Below are 21239 nucleotides of genomic sequence, written 5' to 3'. Positions count from 1 at the left end.
CTCGGATAAGCTATATGCAATGAAACGAATTATTGCAGGCAGGCTCCAAGTTTTTATCAGCGTAACTGCATCACTCATCCATCCTTCTCTTCGCCACGAGCCCATAGATGCAATTTTTATCCAACACCCATGGCTGCGAAGGCTGGGGCGGTGAAATGGCCCAGCGGATCCGCGCCTTCGACTGGTCGACCACTGACCTGGGCCCGATCCACGCCTGGCCGAAGAGTCTGGTCAGCGCCGTGCAGATGCTATTGGCATCCCCCATGCCGATGGTGATGCTGTGGGGGCGGCTTGGGTACATGATCTACAACGACAGCTACTCGATATTTGCCGGCGGCCGGCATCCGTTTCTGTTGGGCACGCCCGTGGAGCTGGGCTGGCCGGAAGTGGCCGAGTTCAACCGGCATGTCGTGGACACCTGCCTGGCGGGCGGCACGTTATCGTTCAACAACAAGGCACTGGTGCTGCTGCGCAATGGCAAGCCGGAAGATGTCTGGATGGATCTTTACTACAGCCCCGTCGCCGGCGATGACCAACAACCGGCCGGTGTGCTCGCGATTGTGGTAGAGACCACCGGTCACGTGAACTCCGAGCGCTTACGCCAGGAATTGACGCATAACCTGGAGCAACGCGTGGCGGCCGAAGTGCAGGCGCGCTCCTCGGCCGAAGCGCAATTGCGTCAGTCGCAAAAACTCGAAGCCATCGGCGGCCTGACCGGTGGCGTGGCCCACGACTTCAATAACCTGCTGCAAGTGATCGCCGGCAACCTGCACCTGCTGGCCCGGCACGAACCCGAGAATGCCCAGGTACAGCGCCGTGTCACGGCCGCCATCGCAGCGGTGGAGCGCGGCGCCAAACTGTCGTCGCAACTGCTGGCCTTTGCTCGACGCCAGCCGTTGTCGCCGGCTGTTTACAACCCCCAGCGCATCTATGCAGGTTTGGGTGAATTACTGCAGCGCGCGTTGGGCGAAACCATCCATATCGATGTGCAGTTGCCCCAGGATTCCTGGTGCATCAACGTCGACCGCAACCAGCTGGAAAACGCCTTGCTCAACCTGGCGATCAATGCCCGCGATGCCATGCAAGGCGAGGGCGTGATCCGCATCACCGGCGATAACATCATCCTCAACCCCGACGACTGTGCGGGCAAGAGCGTCCTGCCTGGCGAATATGTGCGCCTGGCCGTCACGGATATTGGCGTGGGCATGTCGTCGGCGGTCCTGGCGCGGGTGTTCGAACCGTTCTTTACCACCAAGCGTGAAGGCCATGGCACCGGCCTTGGCCTGAGCATGGTGTTTGGTTTCGTGCGGCAAAGCGGCGGCCATGTCGAGGTGTGGAGCGAGGAGGGCAAGGGCACGGTGGTGCAGATGTACTTTCCGCGCAGCCTCGGCGCCGAGGACCCGGACAGCCATCCCGTTGAGGCTGTGCCGCACGCGGGCGGCCAGGAAACCATTCTGGTGGTCGAGGACAACGTCGATGTACGGGTGACGGTGGTGGAATTGCTCGAGCAGTCGGGCTACACCGTGCTCACCGCCGAAGACGGCGACCGCGCGATGCAAGCGCTGCAGGGCGGCGTGCAGCCGGACCTGATTTTTACCGACGTGGTCATGCCCGGCCGGGTCAAAAGCACTGACTTGGCCGACTGGGCCCGCGCCCAGGTACCGCCGGTGGCGGTGCTGTTCACCTCCGGGCACACCCGCGACATTCTCTCCAGCAATCATCTGCTGAGCCCCGACATTCATCTGCTGAGCAAGCCCTACAGCCCCGAATCCCTGACACAACGGGTGCGCAGCGTGCTCACTGTCCGATAAGGTCTTTCATGACTTCACAGCGCAACATCCCTCCTGTCACCGGCCAGCACCTTGGCTTTGTGCGAGTGCGCGGCGCTCGCGAACATAACCTGCGTAACGTCGACGTCGACATTCCGCGGGACGCCCTGGTGGTGTTCACCGGCGTCTCGGGCTCCGGCAAATCATCCCTGGCGTTTTCCACGGTGTACGCCGAGGCCCAGCGTCGCTATTTCGAATCGGTAGCACCTTACGCACGGCGCCTGATCGATCAGGTCGGCGTGCCGGATGTGGATTCCATCGAAGGCCTGCCGCCGGCCGTGGCCCTGCAGCAGCAGCGCGGCACGCCGAGTGCGCGTTCTTCGGTGGGCAGCGTCACGACCTTGTCGAGCCTGATCCGCATGTTGTACTCGCGTGCCGGCAGTTATCCGCCGGGCCAGGCCATGCTGTACGCCGAGGACTTTTCGCCGAACCTGCCCCAGGGCGCGTGCCCGCAGTGCCATGGGCTGGGCCGGGTGTATGAGGTGACCGAGGCGCTGATGGTGCCCGATCCGTCGTTGACCATTCGCCAGCGTGCGGTGGCGTCGTGGCCGTTGGCGTGGCAAGGGCAGAACCTGCGCGACATCCTTGTGACGCTCGGCTATGACGTGGACATTCCCTGGCGCGACCTGCCGAAAAAGCAGCGCGACTGGATCCTGTTCACCGAAGAAACCCCGACCGTGCCGGTGTACGCAGGCTTCACGCCCGAACAGACCCGCGCGGCCTTGAAGCGCAAGCTCGAACCCAGCTACCAGGGCACCTTCAGTGGCGCGCGGCGTTATATCCTGCACACCTTCACCCACACCCAAAGTGCGCTGATGAAAAAGCGCGTCTCGCAGTTCATGCAGGGCAGCGCCTGCCCGTTGTGCGAGGGCAAACGCCTGACCCGCGCGGCGCTGTCGGTGAAGTTTGCCGGGGTGGATATCGGTGAGCTGTCGCAACTGTCGCTGTCGCAGTTGGCCGAGTTGCTGCGGCCGGTCGCGGCGGGGCAGGACAAGATGAAGCTGTCGGTGGAAAAACGCCTGGCCGCCCAGCGCATCGCCGAGGATTTGCTTGAGCGCGTGAGCACCCTGATCGAGCTGGGCCTGGGCTACCTGTCCCTGGAGCGCAGCACGCCGACGTTGTCATCCGGCGAGCTGCAGCGCCTGCGCCTGGCCACGCAATTGGGCTCGCAGTTGTTCGGCGTGATCTATGTGCTGGATGAACCATCGGCGGGTCTGCACCCGGCGGATGGCGAAGCGTTGTTCACTGCGCTGGAGCGTTTGAAAGCCGCAGGCAATTCGCTGTTTGTGGTTGAGCATGACCTGGAAACCATGCGTCGCGCCGACTGGCTGATCGACGTGGGGCCGGCTGCCGGCGAGCACGGCGGGCAAGTGCTGTACAGCGGCCCGCCAGCGGGCCTGGCGGATATCGAGGCGTCGCAGACGCGCGAATATCTGTTTGCCGAGCGGCGCCCACCGAGCCAGGCGCGCCGTGAGCCCACCGGTTGGTTGAAGCTCGAAGGCGTGACGCGCAACAACCTCAATGACCTGAGCGTGGACTTCCCACTGGGATGCTTCACGGCGGTGACGGGTATTTCTGGCTCGGGCAAATCCAGCCTGGTCAGCCAGGCGCTGCTGGAACTGGTGGGCGCGGGGTTGGGCCGTGTGGTGGAAGCCGACGAAGAGCCCAGCCTGGAAGACGACACCCCGCAAACCAGCGGCGGGCGTATCACTGCGGGCCTGGAGTCGATCCGGCGCCTGGTGCAGGTGGACCAGAAACCCATCGGCCGTACGCCGCGCTCCAACCTTGCGACCTACACCGGGCTGTTCGACAACGTGCGCAAACTGTTCGCCGCCACGCCGGCGGCGAAGAAGCGCCACTATGATGCCGGGCAGTTCTCCTTCAACGTCGCCAAGGGCCGCTGCCCCAATTGCGAGGGTGAGGGGTTTGTGAGTGTCGAGTTGCTGTTCATGCCGAGCGTGTACGCGCCGTGCCCGACATGTCACGGTGCGCGTTACAACCCTGAAACCCTGGCGATCAAATGGCAGGGGTTGAGCATTGCCCAAGTGCTGGGGCTGACAGTGGAGCAGGCGGTGGCGGTGTTTGCCGAGCAGCCCGGTGTGCTGCGCTCGTTGCAGGTGTTGCGCGATATTGGCCTGGGGTATTTGCGGTTGGGCCAGCCGGCCACCGAGCTGTCCGGCGGTGAGGCGCAGCGCATCAAGCTGGCGACCGAGCTGCAACGCAATGCGCGCGGCGCCACGTTGTATGTCCTGGACGAGCCTACCACCGGGTTACACCCACGCGATGTGGACCGCTTGCTCAGCCAGCTGAATCATCTGGTCGAGGCGGGGCATACGGTGGTGGTTGTGGAGCACGAGATGCGCGTCGTGGCGCAGAGTGACTGGGTGATCGATATCGGGCCGGGGGCCGGCATGCAAGGCGGGAAGGTGGTGGCCAGTGGCACGCCGCAGAAGGTGGCCAAAAGCAAGGTCAGCCGTACTGCGCCGTTTCTGGTGCGAGAACTGACTTAACTGCCAATCAGGTCAAAATGCGCAAGCGGGCCAGCCGCTTGCGCATTTTTTATCAGGCGTTAGCCATTTGCTCCTTGGCCAGCTTCACCACGTTCTCTGTGGTAAACCCAAACTTTTCCTGCAGCTTGGCCAAGGGTGCCGAGGCGCCAAAGGTGCTCATCACCACTTTGGCGCCGGTCTGCCCGACGTAACGGTCCCACCCCAGCGGGCCGGCTTGTTCCACGACGACCCGGGCTTTTACCGCCGGCGGCAACACGCTGTCGCGGTATGCCTGGTCCTGTTCTTCGAACAGTTCCCAGCTGGGCATCGACACCACCTGCGCGGCAATGCCTTCGCTTTTCAACTGCTCATAAGCCGCAACCGCCAGGCTGACTTCACTGCCCGTCGCTAGCAGCAGGACTTTGGGGTTATCCGCGCCCGCCAGGACATAAGCGCCCTTGGCCGCACCGGACGCCGCCGCGTATTTCGTACGGTCCAGGGTGGGCAGCGCTTGACGCGACAACACCACGCAACTTGGCCGATGGGTCTGCGCCAGCGCGACCTTCCACAGCTCCAGGGTTTCATTGGCGTCGCCGGGTCGCAGGGTCAGCAACCCCGGCGTCGCGCGCAGTTGCGTCAGGTGCTCGATGGGTTGGTGCGTCGGGCCATCTTCGCCGACGCCAATCGAGTCGTGGGTAAACACAAACACCACCGGCAATTCCATGATCGCCGCCAGGCGGATCGGCGGTTTCATGTAGTCGCTGAACACCAGGAAGGTCGAGGTGTAGGGTCGCAGGTACGACAGCGCCATGCCGTTGGCAATCGCGCCCATGGCGTGCTCGCGAATACCGAAGTGCAGGTTGCGCCCGCTGTAATCATCGGCACTGAACCGCCCGGCGCCATCAAAGGTCAGGTTGGTCTTGGTCGATGGCGACAAGTCTGCGGAGCCGCCGAGCAGCCACGGAACCTGTTGGGCAAAGGCATTCAATACCTCGCCACCGGCTGCGCGGCTGGCGACGCCTTTGGCGTCGGTGTCGAAGCTGGGCAGCTCATCCTGCCAATGCTCGGGCATTTCGCCTGCGCGCATGCGGCGCAGTTCATCGGCCAGTTCCGGTTCGTACTGTTCCAGCTGCGACACGTGGCGAGTCCATTCTTCATACTGCGGTTGGCTGCGTTCAAGCAGCGCATCGCGCAGCACGGTGCGGACCTCGTCGGGCACCAGGAAGCTGGAGTCTTCGGGCCAGCCGTAGGCAGCCTTGGTCAGACGGATCTCATCAGCGCCCAGCGGTTCGCCATGGGCGGCGGCGGTGTTGTGCTTGTGTGGCGAGCCGTAGCCGATCACGCTGTCGACCACAATCAGGGTCGGTGCGCCGGTGTTGGCCTTGAAGGTTTCCAGGGCGCTGCTCAAGGCCTGCAAATCATTGGCATCGGTGACGTGCAGGGTGTGCCAGCCGTAGGCCTGGAAGCGCTTGATCACATCTTCACTGAACGCCAGTTCGGTATGGCCCTCAATACTGATGGTGTTGTTGTCGTAGATCCAGCACAGGTTGTCCAGCTTCAGGTGCCCGGCAATCGAGGCCGCTTCGCTGCTGATGCCTTCCATCATGTCGCCGTCGCCGCACAGGTTGTAGACGCTGTAATCGAACAGCACGCTGCCGTCGCGGTTGAAACGCTGGCCCAGCCAACGCTCGGCCATGGCCATGCCGACACTGTTGGCGCACCCCTGGCCAAGGGGGCCGGTGGTGGTTTCAACGCCGGTGGTCATGCGGTACTCGGGATGGCCCGGGGTCTTGGAACTCATCTGCCGGAACTGCTTGATATCGTCCAGGCTGATTGCCGGCTGGCCGGAACGCTTGCCGTGAGCATCAATTTCCACCACGCCGGCCAGGTGCAGCAGCGAATACAGCAGCATCGACGCGTGCCCCACTGACAACACAAAACGGTCGCGGTTAGGCCAGTCGGGATGCTGCGGGTGATAACGCAGGAAGCGGCTCCACAACGTGTAGCCCACTGGCGCCAGGCCCATCGGCGTGCCGGGGTGGCCGGAGTTGGCCTTTTGCACGGCGTCCATGGCCAGGGTGCGAATCGTGTTGATGCATTGGGTGTCGACAGCAGTGGCAGCGTGTTTCATGAAACCGTTCTCCCTCGGGTGGCGATCTACAGTGGAGGGCAGGGCGTGGCAAAGGTTTGATCGCATCGCCCGCGTTACGACGAACGGGGATGTAATGACCCCGGACATGACAAGACCCCTCGCAATGGGCTAGCTTCAAACGCGTAGGCCATTGATCAACTTGCGGAGGTACTCCATGCCAGTGAAACACGACCTGTATCAGGATCTGGGTTTGACCAAGGAAGTCGTTCACGAACGCAGGAGGGGCGATGACCGTTTGAACACGCTGCTCGAGCAATACGACGCCGCCGACAAGGAGGTGCTGGCGTTCGAGTCTTCAGGCGGGGCTGATGAAGAACTGGAAAAATTGAAGAAGAAGCGCCTGCTGGTCAAAGACAAGATTGTGCAGCAGTTGGCGTAGTTGCAGTCCGCGCTCCTACAGGGCGCGGACATATTTGTTCAGAATTGTCTGAGGGACAGGGCGCTTTTCACTGTCTATCATGCGCACCGCCCACCCGGCTCTGGGGACTGTTGCGGCGCAAGGATTGCGCTGGTGAGCCGGGTGGGCACTCTCATTTCATGCCTGCAGCGCCTGGATGCATTCATCCATCGAGCGCTGTTGCGTCTCGCTGTACAGCTTCAGCTCATCAATCGTTCGGCAGCCCAGTGCTTTCTCGAATTCGGCCTGGTTCGAATTCGCCGCATAGTGACTCTGCGCCGCATCGCCAAGATTGGACTGAAAGATCCCCGCCGCACTCACCGGTAGAAAATCCTCATACACCAGCGGTTCCACGTCCACATGGCCGGCAGCAATGCGCGCCTGGAGTGTGGCCGGTTGATTGGCTTGGCCGCGCGCCGCCAGGCCTTGCTCAGTGACGAAATAGCGAAAGTACGCCAGCCCTTGCTCGCGCATCTGGGTGTGGTTGTCGGGGAAGGCCTCGAAGTGCTGCTCCATCAATTGCACATACCGCGCGGCGTTGGCCTCATTCGGGAAGGCGCCCAATTCGTCGCGCGCAGCGTTCAGCAACTGGTCGTACAGGGCGCGGCCTTTGGGGGTCAACGCGACGCCGCGTTGTTCGATTTCGCCGAAGCGCGCGCTGTGGCTGCCCTTCGCGTCGGTAAAGGCGATCGGCTCGTCCAGCGCCTTGAAGCTGGTCTGGCGGAGCAGGATCGGGCAGTGGCGACGCGGTGGCCCTTCGATCACGGCCTTGGGGGTGATGCCTTTGCCGGGCATGGCGGCCTGCACCTGGTCGATGTCCAGGGTGCGCGGGGTCAGGTGGTTGATGTGCGGGCCCTTGAACGCAACCACGTCGGCGATCAGGCGATGCTGGTCGCTCAGTTGCTGGTATTGCGCGCCGGTGACCGTGGCGGTGTGGTGCCAGCGAAAGGTTTCCAGGGCTTGGCGGATAAATGCATCGGCGTCTTGGGCGTCGAGGCCGCCGTCGCGCTCCGCTTGTTCGATCAACGCCATGGCGCCGGGGGTAAAAATGTTGCGTTTGGCCAGGGCGTTTTCGGCAAAGGCGCGCAGCTCAGGGTTTTCAATCAGTTCCAAACGCAGCAGTGAAGTAAAGACACGGAACGGGCTGGCTTGCAGTGAGCGTTCATGCACGGCGCGAAACGCAGTGGAATGCACCGGCACGCCCGCGGGCGTCAGGTCGTAGTAGCCCACCGGCTGCATGCCCATCACGGCAAACAGACGGCGGATGGTTGCCAGTTCCATGGCTGTGCCCAGGCGAATGGCGCCGTGGCGTTCCATGTCCAGACGCTCGATTTCACCCGTGCGCTGCAACTGCCGGGAAAGCCCCGAATCACCGGCCAACACCCAGCTATTGGTCTCGGCCACCAGGGCCATCAGCGCCCCGTACAGCGGAACTTCATCTCGGTACATGTCGGACATGGCTTTGGAAAAGCCTCTACGGATGTCGTCGGGGCTGACATGTGCGGTGGTGGGCATAGAAAAATTCCTGATGGCTAGGGGCGTGAACTTGGCCTATCGCTGGATTTTGTTGAGCTTGAGCCAGTGTTGCAAACGAAGAATCCTCTGGACTTCATTCTGCAAATGAATGAGATGACGTGAATATGACAAAAAAACCTGGCGGCGAAATTTCATTTTCACAGGCACTTTTCTAACAAATTCTTCACGAGGAGCGCTGCGGTGCTCATGAAACAATCGTCACGTTTGTAGGGATGAAAACGCCGTTTTGCACACAACGCACATAAAAAAATGTTTAGGGGCCGTCACGCATGAAAATTTCTACACTGGCGTTATCCATCACCGCTGCATTGCTCGCGCAACACGCCTGCGCGGATGACTTCGGGCTCGGTTCTCTGGGCACTGGCACAGGTCACAGTGGCTTTCTTGAAGACAGCCACGCCGCCATCAGTTCGCGGACCATGTACTACAGCGCAGACAACCGTTCGGGGACTAACAACGATCTGCGCGAAGCTGCGACACTGCTGCGCTTCGACTACAAATCCGGCTACACCCAAGGCACCCTTGGTGTCGGTTTCGACGTCATGGCGTTCGGCGCCTTGCGTCTTGATGGTGGCGACGGCCACGCCGCAGGCCCAGGCCTGGCGGGGAACGGCAACAGCTTCTTCCCGACCAAGAACAACGGCACAGAACCTGCCGACAGTTTCGGTCGCGCCGCCGGTAACGTGAAATTCCGTATTTCCCAGACCGAGTTGCACGTCGGCGGTGGTTTGGCGCCGGTGCTGCCTATTCTGGTCTCCAACGACAGCCGTGTTGCGCCACAGACCTTTGACGGCGGCATCCTCACCTCCAGCGACATTCCGAACGTAACCTTCACTGGCGGTGAGCTGAACAAGGCCGAAGGCCGTGCGTCCAGCAACTCCACGGGCCTGAGTGTGGCCGGCGGTACGCGTGACAGCGACAGCTTCAAGTTCGGTGGTGTGGACTACAAACCGTTCGGTTCGTCCGACAACGCCATCGCGAAAAACCTGACGCTGCAGTACTACTACGCCAACCTGCAAGACTTCTACAAACAGAACTATTTCGGCCTGGTCCATGTATTGCCGCTGGGCAATGACCAATCGTTCAAGACTGACCTGCGCTACTTCGACAGCACCAGCGATGGCAAGAATGGCGAAAGCGGCTATGCGTTCAACAACAACGGTGGCTACGCCAAGCACGCCGGTGAAGTGGACAACAAAACCTACAGCGCCGCGTTCACTTACCAACTGGGCGGCAGCAGCCTGATGCTTGGCCACATCGGCGTGAGCGACGACGGCGGCTTCGTCTGGGTCAACCAGGGCAGCCTCGCCGACCCACAGCAACAAGGCGCGGGCGGCAGCGACTTCTACCTGTTCACCGACGCCGTGGTTGGCCAGTTCTCCCGTGCGGGCGAGCAAGTCAACTTCGGTCAGTACTCGTATGACTTCAAGGCCTACGTACCCGGCCTGAAAGCTTCCGTGGCTTACCTGGACGGTACGGACATCAAGTCCAAAGTCGCTGGCGGCCCTGACCAGAAAGAAAACGAAACCGACTTCCGCCTGGATTACGTCGTGCAGGCAGGCCCGCTCAAAGGCTTCGGCACCACCTTCCGGACCGGTACTTATCACGGTCACAACACCGGCACTGCGGATCAGGATCAAACCCGCCTGATCTTCAACTACACCTACGCGATCTTCTAAGCACGCTCGCACTTTTACCGCGTTGAAAAAACCGAGGCCGCCTGATCAGCGGCCTCTTTTTTTGCCTGGGTGGACGAGACTTCATGTGCATCCGAGCGTGGATGGGTTCTACACTGCCCGTCACTGTGTCAGTGATGGAGGACCCAATGACGGCCGCACCCGTAACCAACATCCTTGAAACGATTGAAGGCCAGCGCCTGGCGACGCCAGAGGCCGAGCGTTGGCGCGAGTGGGGCCCGTACTTGAGTGAACGCCAATGGGGCACGGTGCGCGAAGACTACAGCGCAGATGGCGATGCCTGGGCCTACTTCCCGCATGACCACGCGCGCAGCCGCGCCTATCGCTGGGGCGAAGATGGCCTGGCCGGTTTCAGCGACAAGGCGCAACGCTGGTGCCTGGGCCTGGCGCTGTGGAACGAGCGCGACGCAATCCTCAAGGAGCGGTTGTTCGGCTTGAATAACGCCGAGGGCAACCACGGTGAAGACGTCAAGGAACTGTACTTTTTCGTCGACGGTGTACCCAGCCATGCCTACATGCGCATGCTCTACAAATACCCGCATGCGGCCTTTCCCTACGCCGACCTGACCACCGAGAACGCGCGCCGTGGGCTTGCGGATGCCGAGTACGAAATCCTCGACACGGGCGTGTTCGAAGACAACCGCTACTGCGATGTCAGCGTTGAATACGCCAAGCATCAGCCCGACGATATTTTCATGCGCGTCACCGTGCATAACCGCTCGGACCAGCCGACGCGCCTGCAGGTGCTGCCCCAGGTGTGGGCGCGCAATGACTGGAGCTGGACCCTGGATGCGCCCAAGCCGCAGTTGCGCCTGGACGGCGAACAGGTGCTGGCCCGTCATCACGAGCTTTCCGATCGCCACCTCAGCGCCTGGGGCCAGGACGGCGTGGAGTGGCTGTTCTGCGAAAACGAGAGCAACTATCAGCGCCTGGACGGGCAGCCGGCACCCGGGCCGTTCAAGGATGGCATCAACGATTACGTGGTGGCTGGCGTGCAGTCGGCGATTCGCCGCGATGCGGGCACCAAGGTCGCCGCACGTTTCATCCTCGAACTGGCGGGCCTGGAAAGCAAAATCCTGTACCTGCGGTTTGCGCCCACCGATGCGCCGCAGATCAACGCGCGCAAGCTGTTCGAACAGCGCCGCGAGGAGGCCGATCAGTTCTACGCGGCCTTGCAACACGGCATCTCCGATGCGGACGCGCGCAATGTGCAGCGCCAGGCCCTGGCAGGTTTGCTGTGGTCCAAACAGCTCTACTATTTCGACGTGAACCAATGGCTCGACGGCGACCCTGCCCAACCGGCGCCACCGCCGGAGCGCCTGCACATCCGCAATACCCATTGGCGGCACCTGTCCAACTTCGACATCCTCTCCATGCCCGACACCTGGGAATACCCGTGGTACGCCTCCTGGGACCAGGGCTTCCAGGCGGTGGCGATTGCGCTGATTGATCCTGGGTATGCCAAGCAGCAGTTGCTGCTGTTGGTGAAGGACCGCTTCATGCACCCCAACGGCCAACTGCCGGCGTATGAATGGCGTTTTGACGATGCCAACCCGCCGGTGCATGCCTGGGCCAGTTGGCGGGTGTATCAGCAGGACAAGGCGTTGACGGGTGTCGGCGACATGGATTTTCTTGAGCGGATTTTCCACAAGCTGCTGCTGAATTTTTCCTGGTGGGTCAACCGCAAGGATGCCGAGGGCCGCAATCTGTTCCAGGGCGGGTTCCTGGGCCTGGACAACATTGCCTTGTTCGACCGCTCGGCGACCTTGCCGCCGGGTTACCAGCTGGATCAGGCCGACGGCACGGCGTGGGTCGCGGCCTACGCGCTGGACCTGATGCGGATCGGGCTGGAGCTGGCAAAGCGCAATGTCGTGTACGTCGATATTGCGGTGAAGTTTTTCGAGCACTTCCTGTACATCGCCGGCGCCATCAACCGCGTCGACGACAGCGCCGAAGGGCTGTGGGATGAGCAGGATCTGTTCTTCTACGATGTGCTGCACCGCCCCGACGGCCAGAACGAGCCAGTGCGCTTGCGTTCCATCGTCGGCCTGATGCCCTTGTTTGCCGTGCTGGTGCTGGAGCAGCGCGAACATGAAGGCCTGGAAGGCTTGCGTGAGCGGCTGCTGGGGTTCATGCATCACCGACCGGACTTGGCCAAGTTGGTGTCGCGCTGGAACGAGCCGGGGCAGGGCAATCGCCTGTTGCTGGCGCTGTTGCGTGGCGAACGGACCAAGGATTTGTTGCGCCGCATGCTGGATGACCAGGAGTTTCTGTCAGGCTTTGGTGTGCGGTCCTTGTCCAAGGCGTTTGCCCAGGAGCCACTGGCGCTGAAGATGAACGGCGACACCTTGTGCGCGCGTTACCAGCCGGGCGAGTCGGACTCACGGTTGTACGGCGGCAATTCGAATTGGCGCGGGCCCTTGTGGATGCCGGTGAACTACATGCTGATCGAATCGTTGCGCGAGTTTCATCGGTACTACGCGGACAACTTCTCGGTGGAGTACCCGACGGGGAGTGGTTATCTGGCGTCCCTCGAAGAAGTCGCAGACGGCCTCAGTCAGCGTCTGACGCGATTGTTCCTGAGGGATGAGGACGGGCTGCGTCCATCGATGGCGGGGTATGCGCAGCTGGAAGCGGACCCGGCCAGTCGTGATCTGGTGCTGTTTCATGAGTATTTTCACGGGGAAACCGGGCGCGGCCTGGGCGCCTCGCACCAGACGGGCTGGAGTGCGTTGGTGGCGCTGCTGTTGCAGCCTCGTTAGGGCAGGCCGCCTCGGCTGGGCGGGTGATCTTGAGCTTAGGTGGCCTCTGCTCAACAAGCGGGTTTACCCAACGACCCCGACGCCTCACAGGGCAAACGGAATCGTCAGCTTGGCCTACAGCATGTCGCAACTGCGTGGGTGGATTGATTCGTTGGCCCTCGCGAGCCACTCGCTGTTCTGGACTGAGGGTTCACCGCGCGTGGCGCCATCGGTGTGGGTGGGTTGAGGGGTTGCCGGGCAGCGAGACCGTTGCCGAGATGCTTGGCGGCCGCTAGATACTAGCCAACCGCCCCGAACCTGTCGGAGCTTGATTTGTCAGCCTAGCGCAGCGAGGTGCGCCACTGTTTCCGGAAACCGTGCAACCAGGCGAATCAAGGTAGCGGCCTGGGCATTCGGCCTGGCTCGGCCTTGCTCCCAGCTCTCCAGGGTGCGCAGGTTGGTGCGCAGGTACATGGCGAACACCGAGCGGGAGAGGTTGAGCTGTTGGCGTATGGCAACCACTTCTTCGGCCGTCAGCGGGGCCAGGTTGGCGAGGTGGACCTTGTGGGTGCGCAGGGTGACTTTGCCTTGGCGTTCTTCAGCCAGCGCGTCGAAGCCCTCGACCAGTTCGGAAAAGATTTCACGTTTCATGGTGTGTTCTCGCTTTGATTTCCCTGTCCAGCATGTGTTTTAGGGCTTTTTTGTGGTGAGGTGCCAGATCGTCCTGTTCGTGCTTGCCGTACAGGGTGGACAGCCAGAATTGCGTGCCGCCCGACCACCCTTAGTAAATGACCTGCAGGCCACCGCGTTTGCCTTTGTGACGTCGCTCATCCACGAAGCGAACCTTGCGTAGCCCACCGGTTCCTTCGATCACGTCTCCGGCTTCCGGGTTTTTCATCAACGCCTGTTGAAAACCTTGGAAAAGCTCGTCACTCAGATAGTCCTTGCGATGCCGCTCGAAGGCCGGCAGTTCGGTAAATAGAGCATCCATGTTCTGTACGTAGTCTGCGTATAGTTTGTTGGCCCGCGCGCACTCGGTCGAGTGACCTGGCTGTGGGAACTTTCCTAAAACGCAACCACCATACGGCGGCCCTTAGCGGTGAGATGCCGGACGCGGCGGCAAACGAAAGCGGAATTTTCCGTGATTGGAAGAGGATAAAAGCACTGCAAGCGAGCAGGGCAAAAGCACCTCTACCTGATGTACTGAAATCCAAATGTGGGAGCGGGCTTGCTCGCGAAAGCGGTGGCTCAGCCAGCTCATGTGTCACTGACACAACGCCTTCGCGAGCAAGCCCGCTCCCACAATTCAACCAAGTGCATCTGCCAGCACCGCACTGCTTTGCTTTTCTGTGGGAGCTGGCTTGCCTGCGATGCAGACAACTCGGTGTATCAGGCATTACCAGTAGATGCCATCGCAGGCAAGCCAGCTCCCACATTTGATTGAGTTCGGCCTCCAGGATCAGGTCGGCTGCCAGGCCGTCTCGGCCTTGCTTTTGATCTAACCACTCCAACCAAGTACATCTGCCAGCACCGTACTGCTTTGCTTTTCTGTGGGAGCTGGCTTGCCTGCGATGCAGACAACTCGGTGTATCAGGTATAACCAGTAGATGCCATCGCAGGCAAGCCAGCTCCCACATTTGATTGAGTTCGGCCTCCAGGATCAGGTCGGCTGCCAGGCCGTCTCGGCCTTGCTTTTGATCTAACCACTCCAACCGAGTACATCTGCCAGCACCGCACTGCTTTGCTTTTCTGTGGGAGCTGGCTTGCCTGCGATGCAGACAACTCGGTGTATCAGGCATAACCAGTAGATGCCATCGCAGGCAAGCCAGCTCCCACATTGGAATTGGGTTCAGCTTCAAGGATCAGGTCGGCTGTCAGGCCGCCGTGCTCTGCTTTTGATCTTGATCTGCTTTTGACTTTGATCTTAGGCGCCCCGTTAAACCACGCTGGCCGAACGCAGGTAGTACGGAGCGGGTAAACCGGCAGGACGCCGGTTTAGCCGCGACCGGCCCTAACCCAAATAACGGATAGGTACCAAGAGACACCTTGCCCAATACATTCCCCCAGAACGCAAAAACGGCGCCCGAAGGCGCCGTTCTGTTTACTGCATAGTCCTAAGCGATCAAACGCCCAGTACCGCGTGCTGCACCAGGGTGAGCAATGGTTGTGGGTACACACCCAGAAAGAACGCGAGCAGGGCGATGGCCAGCAGCATCACGCCACCGGCTTTCTGTTCCCAGTGCAGCTCGGCGTCCACACGGCGCAGGTTTGGCTCGATCAGGTACAGGGTGACCATCACGCGCAGGTAGTAGAACACGCCGATGGCGCTACCCAGCACGAGGGACGCCACCAACCACCATTCGTGGGCTTGGACACCGGTCGCGACGATGTAGAACTTACCGATAAAGCCTGCGGTCAGCGGGATACCGGCCAGCGACAGCATCATCACGGTGAGCACGGCAGTCAGGTACGGACGGCGCCAGAACAGGCCGCGGTATTCGTACAGGGCATCGGCATCACGGCCTTTGTACGGCGAGGACATCAGTGTGATCACACCGAACGCGCCGAGGCTGGTGATGACGTAGGTGACCAGGTACACGCCGATGGCTTCCACGGCCAGGCCTTTGCTCGCCACCAGGGCGATCAGCAGGTAGCCGAAGTGGGCGATGGACGAATAACCGAGCAGACGCTTGAGGTTGTTCTGGGTCAGGGCCAGCAGGTTACCGAACAGGATCGACGCAATGGCGATCACGGTCAGCACGTTGCTCAGCACGCCGGTGTTGGCAGCAGGCGAGATCTGGAACAGACGCACCATCACCGCAAACACCGCAACCTTGGAGGCCGTGGCCAGGAACGCCGCCACCGGCGCCGGGGCGCCTTCGTACACGTCCGGGGTCCACAGGTGGAAAGGCACCAAGGACAGCTTGAACGCCAGGCCGATCAGCATCATCGCCAGGCCCAGTTGGGCGATCGGCGCCGGGCTGTTGCTGGCGGCCAGGGCGTGACCGATACCGGTGAAGCTCAGGCTGCCGGCTTCTGCGTAGAGCAGGGCCATACCGAACAACAGGAACGCGGAACCGGCGGCCGACAGCACCATGTACTTGATGCCGGCTTCCAGGGAGCGCTTGTTGAAGAAGGCGTAGGCCACCAGACCGTAAGTCGGGATCGACAGCAGCTCCAGGCCGATGAACAAACCGGCCAGGTGCTGCGCGCTGACCAGCACGATACCGCCGGCCGCAGCCAGCAGGATCAGCAGGTACAGCTCTTCCTTGTTGCCCGGGTAGCCCGTGCCGCCTTCGCCGAGGTAGGCGTGGGCGAGGGTCACGCACGCCAGGGTGGCGACGAGGATCAACGCGATATACAGCAGCGCGAAGTCATCGATCATCATCAGCGGGGTGACCGCCAGTGGCGCAACCTTGAGTGCCGGGATAATCGACAGCAGGGCCAGGTTCAAACCGGCACAGGACAGCAGGAACGTTTGCGAGTGATTGCGGCGCCAGGCGATCGCCAGCATCACCACCACAATGGTGAGGCTGGTGATCAGCAGCGGCGCAAGCGCGATAAAGTGTTGGATCGTGAATTCCATAGCGCTCTTACCGTGCCGAAGCGAGTTGAGTGAAGGCGGTGCCGAACCACTGCTGCACGCCATGCATCGTCGCGGCAGAAGTGTCCAGGAACGGTTGCGGGTACACGCCGATGTAGATCAGCAGCACCGCAAGGCCGAGCACCATGATCAGTTCGCGAGCATCCATGCCGTGCAGGACGGTGTCGGACTTGGCCGGACCGAAGTACGCACGGTGGATCATGATCAGCGAGTAGACCGAACCGAATACCAGGCCGGAGGTAGCGATGGCGCTGATCCACGGCGTGTGCACGAACGAACCCATCAGGATCAGGAACTCGCCGATGAAGTTACCGGTGCCCGGCAGGCCCAGGGACGCGGCGGCAAAGAACAGGCTGATCGCCGGCAGGTACGCGATGCGCGACCACACGCCACCCATTTCACGCATGTCACGGGTGTGCAGGCGCTCGTACAGCTGACCACTCAGGATAAAGAGGGCAGCGGCCGAAACACCGTGGGCCAACATCTGGATCACTGCGCCTTGCAGCGCCAGTTGGCTGCCGGAGTAGATGCCGATCAGTACGAAACCCATGTGGGAAACGGACGAGAAGGCAATCAGACGCTTGATGTCGGTTTGTGCGAAGGCCAGGAACGCGCCGTAGAAGATCCCGATCAGACCCAGGGTCATGGCGATCGGCGCAAACTCGGCCGAAGCATTCGGGAACAGCGGCAGGGCGAAACGCAACAGGCCGTACGCAGCGGTTTTCAGCAGGATACCGGCCAGGTCCACAGAACCTGCGGTCGGCGCCTGGGCGTGAGCGTCAGGCAGCCAGGAGTGGAACGGCACCACCGGCAGCTTCACCGCGAACGCGATGAAGAAGCCCAGCATCAGGATGTACTCGGTGGTCAGCGACATCTTGGTTTTCAACAGGTCGGCGTAGTTGAAGGTAATCACGCCGGTGTTGTTGAAGTTGACCAGTACCAGACCCAGGATCGCCACCAACATGATCAGGCCGGAAGCCTGAGTGAAGATGAAGAACTTGGTCGCCGCGTAGATCCGGGTTTTCTTGCCGTCCGAAGAACTGTGACCCCAGAGCGCGATGAGGAAGTACATCGGCACCAGCATCATTTCCCAGAAGAAGAAGAACATGAACAGGTCCAGCGCCAGGAACACGCCGACAACGCCGCCCAGAATCCACATCAGGTTCAGGTGGAAGAAGCCCACGTGACGCTGAATTTCTTTCCAGGAGCAGAGTACCGAGAGGATACCCAGCAGGCCGGTCAGCAGGATCATCAACAGCGACAGGCCGTCGAGGGCCAGGTGCACGTTGATGCCGAAGCGCTGGATCCACACGTGCTTGAATTCAAGCGCGAAGGTGGGATCGACACCCGGTGCCGGAGCAAATGAATAGTCGCCATGCGCCCACAGCCAGAGGCCGAGTGCGAGTTCCAGGGACATGGTCAGCAACGCAATCCAGCGGGGGAGGGTGGCGCCGAAGCGTTCACCCATCCAGCAGAGCAGGCCGCCGATAAAGGGGATCAGGATTAGCCAGGGCAGAATCATGACGGGCTCGTTTCCTTTCGCAAGTTCGCAAAGTACGCAATGTTCATAGTCAGACCGCTACCACAACGATGGCGCCGATCACCAGCACGGCACCGACGGCCATGGAAGCTGCATACCAACGCAGTTGGCCAGTCTCGCTGCGGCTCAGGGCGGTGTGACCGGCCTTGGCGGCACGCGGGATCAAACCGATGGTCTGGTCGAGCGGGTCTTTGCGCAGAATGTGGCTGATAGCAAGGTATGGCTTGACGAACAGCTTGTCGTAGATCCAATCGAAGCCCCAGGCGGCGAACCACCAGGCCGACAGAAAACGGCCAATGCCGCTGTTGGCAACCGCTGTCACGAAACGACGCTTGCCCAGGAACAGCAGCGCCGCCAGCAGGATACCGGCGATGGCGATGGCGCCCGAGGCGATTTCCAGGCTGTGCTTGGCTGCGCCGCCGGCATGGCCAGCGCTTTGCGGCAGTACGCCGGCCAGTGGCGGGGTGATCATGGCGCCGATGAAGGTCGACAGGATGATCAGCACCGACAGTGGCAACCAGTGGGAGATGCCGTGGCCTGCGTGTGCTTCGGTCTTGGCTTCACCGTGGAAGGTGATGAAGATCAGGCGGAAGGTGTACAGCGAGGTCATGAAGGCACCGACCAGGCCTGCGTACAGCAGGTTCTGGTTACCGCTGGCAAAAGCTTCCCAGAGGATTTCGTCTTTGGAGTAGAAACCTGCGGTCACCAACGGCAGCGCAGCCAGAGCGGCACCGCCGACGATGAAGCTGGCGTAGGCCAACGGCAGTTTCTTCCACAGGCCGCCCATCTTGAAGATGTTCTGCTCGTGGTGGCAGGCAACGATCACCGCACCGGAGGCAAGGAACAGCAGCGCCTTGAAGAAGGCGTGGGTCATCAGGTGGAAGATCGCCGCGTCCCAGGCACCAACGCCCAGGGCCAGGAACATGTAGCCGATCTGGCTCATGGTCGAGTAGGCGAGGATACGCTTGATGTCGGTCTGCACCAGCGCGGCGAAGCCGGCCAGTACCAGCGTCACGCCGCCCACCAGGCCCACCAGGTGCAGGATTTCCGGCGCCAGGGTGAACAGGCCGTGGGTACGGGCAATCAGGTAGACGCCGGCGGTTACCATGGTTGCCGCGTGGATCAGTGCAGACACCGGAGTCGGACCGGCCATCGCATCCGCCAGCCAGGTTTGCAGTGGCAGCTGCGCAGATTTACCGACCGCGCCGCCCAGCAGCATCAGGGTCGCCAGGGTGATCCAGAAATCACCGACCTGGAATTTCTGCGGCGCCAGCACCAGCAGTTCCTGGATGTTCAGCGTGCCCACTTGTTGGAACAGGATGAACAGGCCGATGGCCATGAACACGTCGCCAATACGGGTAACGATGAACGCCTTGAGTGCCGCGTTACCGTTGTTGCGGTTGCTGTAGTAGAAACCGATCAACAGGTACGAGCACAGGCCCACGCCTTCCCAACCGAAGTACAGGAACAACAGGTTATCGCCCAGCACCAGGAACAGCATGCTGGCGATAAACAGGTTGGTGTACGAGAAGAAGCGCGAGTAGCCCGCTTCGCCGCGCATGTACCAGGACGCGAACAGGTGGATCAGGAAGCCCACACCCACCACCACGCCGAGCATGGTGATCGACAGGCCGTCGATGTAGATCGCGAAGTTGGGCTTGAAGCCCTCAACCGACATCCACTGCCACAGTACCAGGGTGTAGTGGCCGCCTTCGGGCGGTGCCACGTTGAATTGCCAGATGACGTAGGCGGCGACAATTGCCGACAGGCCAATGGAACCCACACCGATCAGGGCAGACAGGTTTTCCGACCAGCGTCCACGGGAGAACGACAGCAGCAGGAAACCGATCAGGGGAAATACGAAAGTCAGAAAGATCATGTTCATCCGCGCATCTCACTGGCAGCGTCGATATCAAGCGTGTGGAAGCGACGATACAGTTGCAGCAGGATCGCCAGGCCAATACTGGCCTCGGCGGCTGCCAGGCTGATCACCAGAATGAACATGACTTGTCCATCCGGCTGGCCCCAACGGCTACCCGCGACGATGAAGGCCAGTGCCGCAGCGTTCATCATGATTTCCAGGCTCATCAACACGAACAAAATGTTACGGCGAACCATCAGGCCGACCAGGCCAAGGCAGAACAGGATGCCGGCGACCGCCAGACCATGCTCCAAAGGGATAGCAGGCATCGTCATTGCTCCTTGGCTTCGTTGCGGCCCAAGTGGAAGGCGGTGATGGCTGCAGCGAGCAGCAGCATCGAAGCCAGTTCGACCACCAGCAGGTACGGGCCGAACAGGCTGACGCCCACGGCTTTGGCGTCTACGGTGGTGTGGCCGATGGCCTGGCCGCTCTGGTGAGCGAACAAGACATACAGCAGTTCACCCAGCAGCAGCGCTGCGAGGATGACCGGGCCAAGCCAGATGCCGGGCTTGAGCCAGACGCGTTCCTGCGCGACCGAAGCCGGCCCCAGGTTGAGCATCATCACCACAAACACGAACAGCACCATGATGGCGCCGGCGTAGGCGATCACTTCCAGGACACCGGCGAACGGCGCGCCGAGGCTGAAGAAGGTCATGGCCACGGCGATCAGCGAAATGATCAGGTAGAGCAGGGCGTGCACGGGGTTGGTGTTGGTGATCACGCGAAGCGTGGACACCACTGCAATACCCGACGCGAAATAGAAAGCGAATTCCATCTTTCTTCCTTAAGGCAGCAAGCTCTTCACGTTGATCGGCTCGGCTTCGTTTTGTGCGGCGCCTTTCGGCTTACCGGCAACGGCCATACCTGCAACACGATAGAAGTTGTAATCAGGGTTTTTACCGGGACCAGAGATCAGCAGATCTTCTTTCTCGTACACCAGGTCCTGACGTTTGAACTCGGCCATCTCGAAATCCGGTGTCAGCTGGATCGCGGTGGTCGGGCAAGCTTCCTCGCAGAGGCCGCAGAAAATGCAGCGCGAGAAGTTGATGCGGAAGAAGTCCGGGTACCAGCGACCGTCTTCGGTTTCAGCTTTCTGCAGGGAGATGCAACCCACCGGGCACGCCACGGCGCACAGGTTGCAGGCTACGCAACGCTCTTCGCCATCGGGGTCGCGGGTCAGCACGATACGGCCGCGATAGCGCGGCGGCAGGTACACCGCTTCTTCCGGGTATTGCAGGGTGTCGCGTTTGCGAAAGCCGTGGCCGAAAACCATCACCAGGCTTCGCAACTGGGTACCGGTACCCTTAACGATGTCGCCAATATATTTGAACAT

General features: G+C 61.2%; 14 protein-coding genes and 1 pseudogene. 5 read left to right on the top strand and 10 right to left on the bottom strand.

Annotated elements, in window-relative coordinates:
* Window positions 1–107: 107 nt before the first annotated feature.
* Window positions 108–1811: an ATP-binding protein gene (locus NTD89_RS10125; RefSeq protein ID WP_262207385.1), complete on the top strand. Its 1704-nt coding sequence runs from the start codon at window positions 108–110 to the stop codon at window positions 1809–1811.
* Between the two features lie 8 nt (window positions 1812–1819).
* Window positions 1820–4339 carry an excinuclease ABC subunit UvrA gene (gene uvrA / locus NTD89_RS10120; protein ID WP_262207383.1) on the top strand — a complete coding sequence of 840 codons (2520 nt, stop codon included), beginning with the start codon at window positions 1820–1822 and terminating at the stop codon, window positions 4337–4339.
* A 52-nt stretch (window positions 4340–4391) separates the two neighbouring features.
* On the opposite strand, the gene tkt is transcribed toward uvrA, so the two are convergent.
* Complete coding sequence (gene tkt, locus NTD89_RS10115) at window positions 4392–6449, bottom strand: transketolase (protein WP_262207381.1); 2058 nt, start codon at window positions 6447–6449, stop codon at window positions 4392–4394.
* Window positions 6450–6624: 175 nt separating this feature from the next.
* Here tkt and NTD89_RS10110 point away from each other — a divergent pair, with 175 nt between their 5' ends.
* Complete coding sequence (locus NTD89_RS10110; RefSeq protein WP_145166142.1) at window positions 6625–6849, top strand: DUF465 domain-containing protein; 225 nt, start codon at window positions 6625–6627, stop codon at window positions 6847–6849.
* Window positions 6850–7005: 156 nt separating this feature from the next.
* Here NTD89_RS10110 and NTD89_RS10105 read toward each other — a convergent pair whose 3' ends face one another.
* Complete coding sequence (locus NTD89_RS10105) at window positions 7006–8382, bottom strand: VOC family protein (protein ID WP_262207379.1); 1377 nt, start codon at window positions 8380–8382, stop codon at window positions 7006–7008.
* A gap of 290 nt (window positions 8383–8672) precedes the next feature.
* On the opposite strand from NTD89_RS10105, the gene NTD89_RS10100 reads away from it, so the two are divergent.
* Complete coding sequence (locus NTD89_RS10100) at window positions 8673–10082, top strand: OprD family outer membrane porin (RefSeq protein ID WP_145166144.1); 1410 nt, start codon at window positions 8673–8675, stop codon at window positions 10080–10082.
* Window positions 10083–10228: 146 nt separating this feature from the next.
* The gene (locus NTD89_RS10095; RefSeq protein ID WP_145166145.1) at window positions 10229–12862 is read left to right on the top strand and encodes an MGH1-like glycoside hydrolase domain-containing protein; all 2634 of its coding nucleotides are present in this window, start codon (window positions 10229–10231) and stop codon (window positions 12860–12862) included.
* Between the two features lie 315 nt (window positions 12863–13177).
* Here NTD89_RS10095 and NTD89_RS10090 read toward each other — a convergent pair whose 3' ends face one another.
* From NTD89_RS10090 to nuoI, 8 genes and pseudogenes are all read right to left on the bottom strand, one after another.
* Entirely contained in the window at window positions 13178–13492 is a 315-nt protein-coding gene (locus NTD89_RS10090) for a helix-turn-helix domain-containing protein (protein WP_262207376.1), read from the bottom strand.
* Window positions 13482–13832, bottom strand: a pseudogene (locus NTD89_RS10085) (toxin). The gene NTD89_RS10090 and the pseudogene NTD89_RS10085 overlap by 11 nt, the downstream one beginning before the upstream one ends.
* Window positions 13833–14963: 1131 nt before the next feature.
* Window positions 14964–16427: an NADH-quinone oxidoreductase subunit NuoN gene (gene nuoN / locus NTD89_RS10080; protein WP_145164678.1), complete on the bottom strand. Its 1464-nt coding sequence runs from the start codon at window positions 16425–16427 to the stop codon at window positions 14964–14966.
* A gap of 7 nt (window positions 16428–16434) precedes the next feature.
* Window positions 16435–17967: an NADH-quinone oxidoreductase subunit M gene (gene nuoM / locus NTD89_RS10075; protein ID WP_106579875.1), complete on the bottom strand. Its 1533-nt coding sequence runs from the start codon at window positions 17965–17967 to the stop codon at window positions 16435–16437.
* A gap of 49 nt (window positions 17968–18016) precedes the next feature.
* Window positions 18017–19870 (bottom strand): NADH-quinone oxidoreductase subunit L, encoded by a 1854-nt coding sequence (gene nuoL, locus NTD89_RS10070; RefSeq protein ID WP_145164680.1) that lies wholly within the window; start codon window positions 19868–19870, stop codon window positions 18017–18019.
* Window positions 19867–20175 (bottom strand): NADH-quinone oxidoreductase subunit NuoK, encoded by a 309-nt coding sequence (gene nuoK, locus NTD89_RS10065; protein WP_003219560.1) that lies wholly within the window; start codon window positions 20173–20175, stop codon window positions 19867–19869. The genes nuoL and nuoK overlap by 4 nt, the downstream gene beginning before the upstream one ends.
* Before the next feature lie 2 nt (window positions 20176–20177).
* A complete protein-coding gene (gene nuoJ / locus NTD89_RS10060; protein ID WP_017137519.1) occupies window positions 20178–20681 on the bottom strand; it encodes an NADH-quinone oxidoreductase subunit J in 504 nt (167 codons plus the stop codon).
* A 9-nt stretch (window positions 20682–20690) separates the two neighbouring features.
* Window positions 20691–21239, bottom strand: a complete 549-nt coding sequence (gene nuoI, locus NTD89_RS10055) for an NADH-quinone oxidoreductase subunit NuoI (RefSeq protein ID WP_003174725.1) — start codon at window positions 21237–21239, stop codon at window positions 20691–20693.

This window comes from Pseudomonas sp. 14P_5.3_Bac1, assembly GCF_025466135.1.
GTDB lineage: Bacteria > Pseudomonadota > Gammaproteobacteria > Pseudomonadales > Pseudomonadaceae > Aquipseudomonas.
This window is presented reverse-complemented; position numbering and strand designations above follow the sequence as displayed.

Coding starts and splice junctions, on each gene's coding strand:
- NTD89_RS10125 (WP_262207385.1), top strand. CDS start 108: ATGCAATTTTTATCCAACACCCATGGCTGCGAAGGCTGGGGCGGTGAA.
- uvrA (WP_262207383.1), top strand. CDS start 1,820: ATGACTTCACAGCGCAACATCCCTCCTGTCACCGGCCAGCACCTTGGC.
- tkt (WP_262207381.1), bottom strand. CDS start 6,449: ATGAAACACGCTGCCACTGCTGTCGACACCCAATGCATCAACACGATT.
- NTD89_RS10110 (WP_145166142.1), top strand. CDS start 6,625: ATGCCAGTGAAACACGACCTGTATCAGGATCTGGGTTTGACCAAGGAA.
- NTD89_RS10105 (WP_262207379.1), bottom strand. CDS start 8,382: ATGCCCACCACCGCACATGTCAGCCCCGACGACATCCGTAGAGGCTTT.
- NTD89_RS10100 (WP_145166144.1), top strand. CDS start 8,673: ATGAAAATTTCTACACTGGCGTTATCCATCACCGCTGCATTGCTCGCG.
- NTD89_RS10095 (WP_145166145.1), top strand. CDS start 10,229: ATGACGGCCGCACCCGTAACCAACATCCTTGAAACGATTGAAGGCCAG.
- NTD89_RS10090 (WP_262207376.1), bottom strand. CDS start 13,492: ATGAAACGTGAAATCTTTTCCGAACTGGTCGAGGGCTTCGACGCGCTG.
- nuoN (WP_145164678.1), bottom strand. CDS start 16,427: ATGGAATTCACGATCCAACACTTTATCGCGCTTGCGCCGCTGCTGATC.
- nuoM (WP_106579875.1), bottom strand. CDS start 17,967: ATGATTCTGCCCTGGCTAATCCTGATCCCCTTTATCGGCGGCCTGCTC.
- nuoL (WP_145164680.1), bottom strand. CDS start 19,870: ATGAACATGATCTTTCTGACTTTCGTATTTCCCCTGATCGGTTTCCTG.
- nuoK (WP_003219560.1), bottom strand. CDS start 20,175: ATGCCTGCTATCCCTTTGGAGCATGGTCTGGCGGTCGCCGGCATCCTG.
- nuoJ (WP_017137519.1), bottom strand. CDS start 20,681: ATGGAATTCGCTTTCTATTTCGCGTCGGGTATTGCAGTGGTGTCCACG.
- nuoI (WP_003174725.1), bottom strand. CDS start 21,239: ATGTTCAAATATATTGGCGACATCGTTAAGGGTACCGGTACCCAGTTG.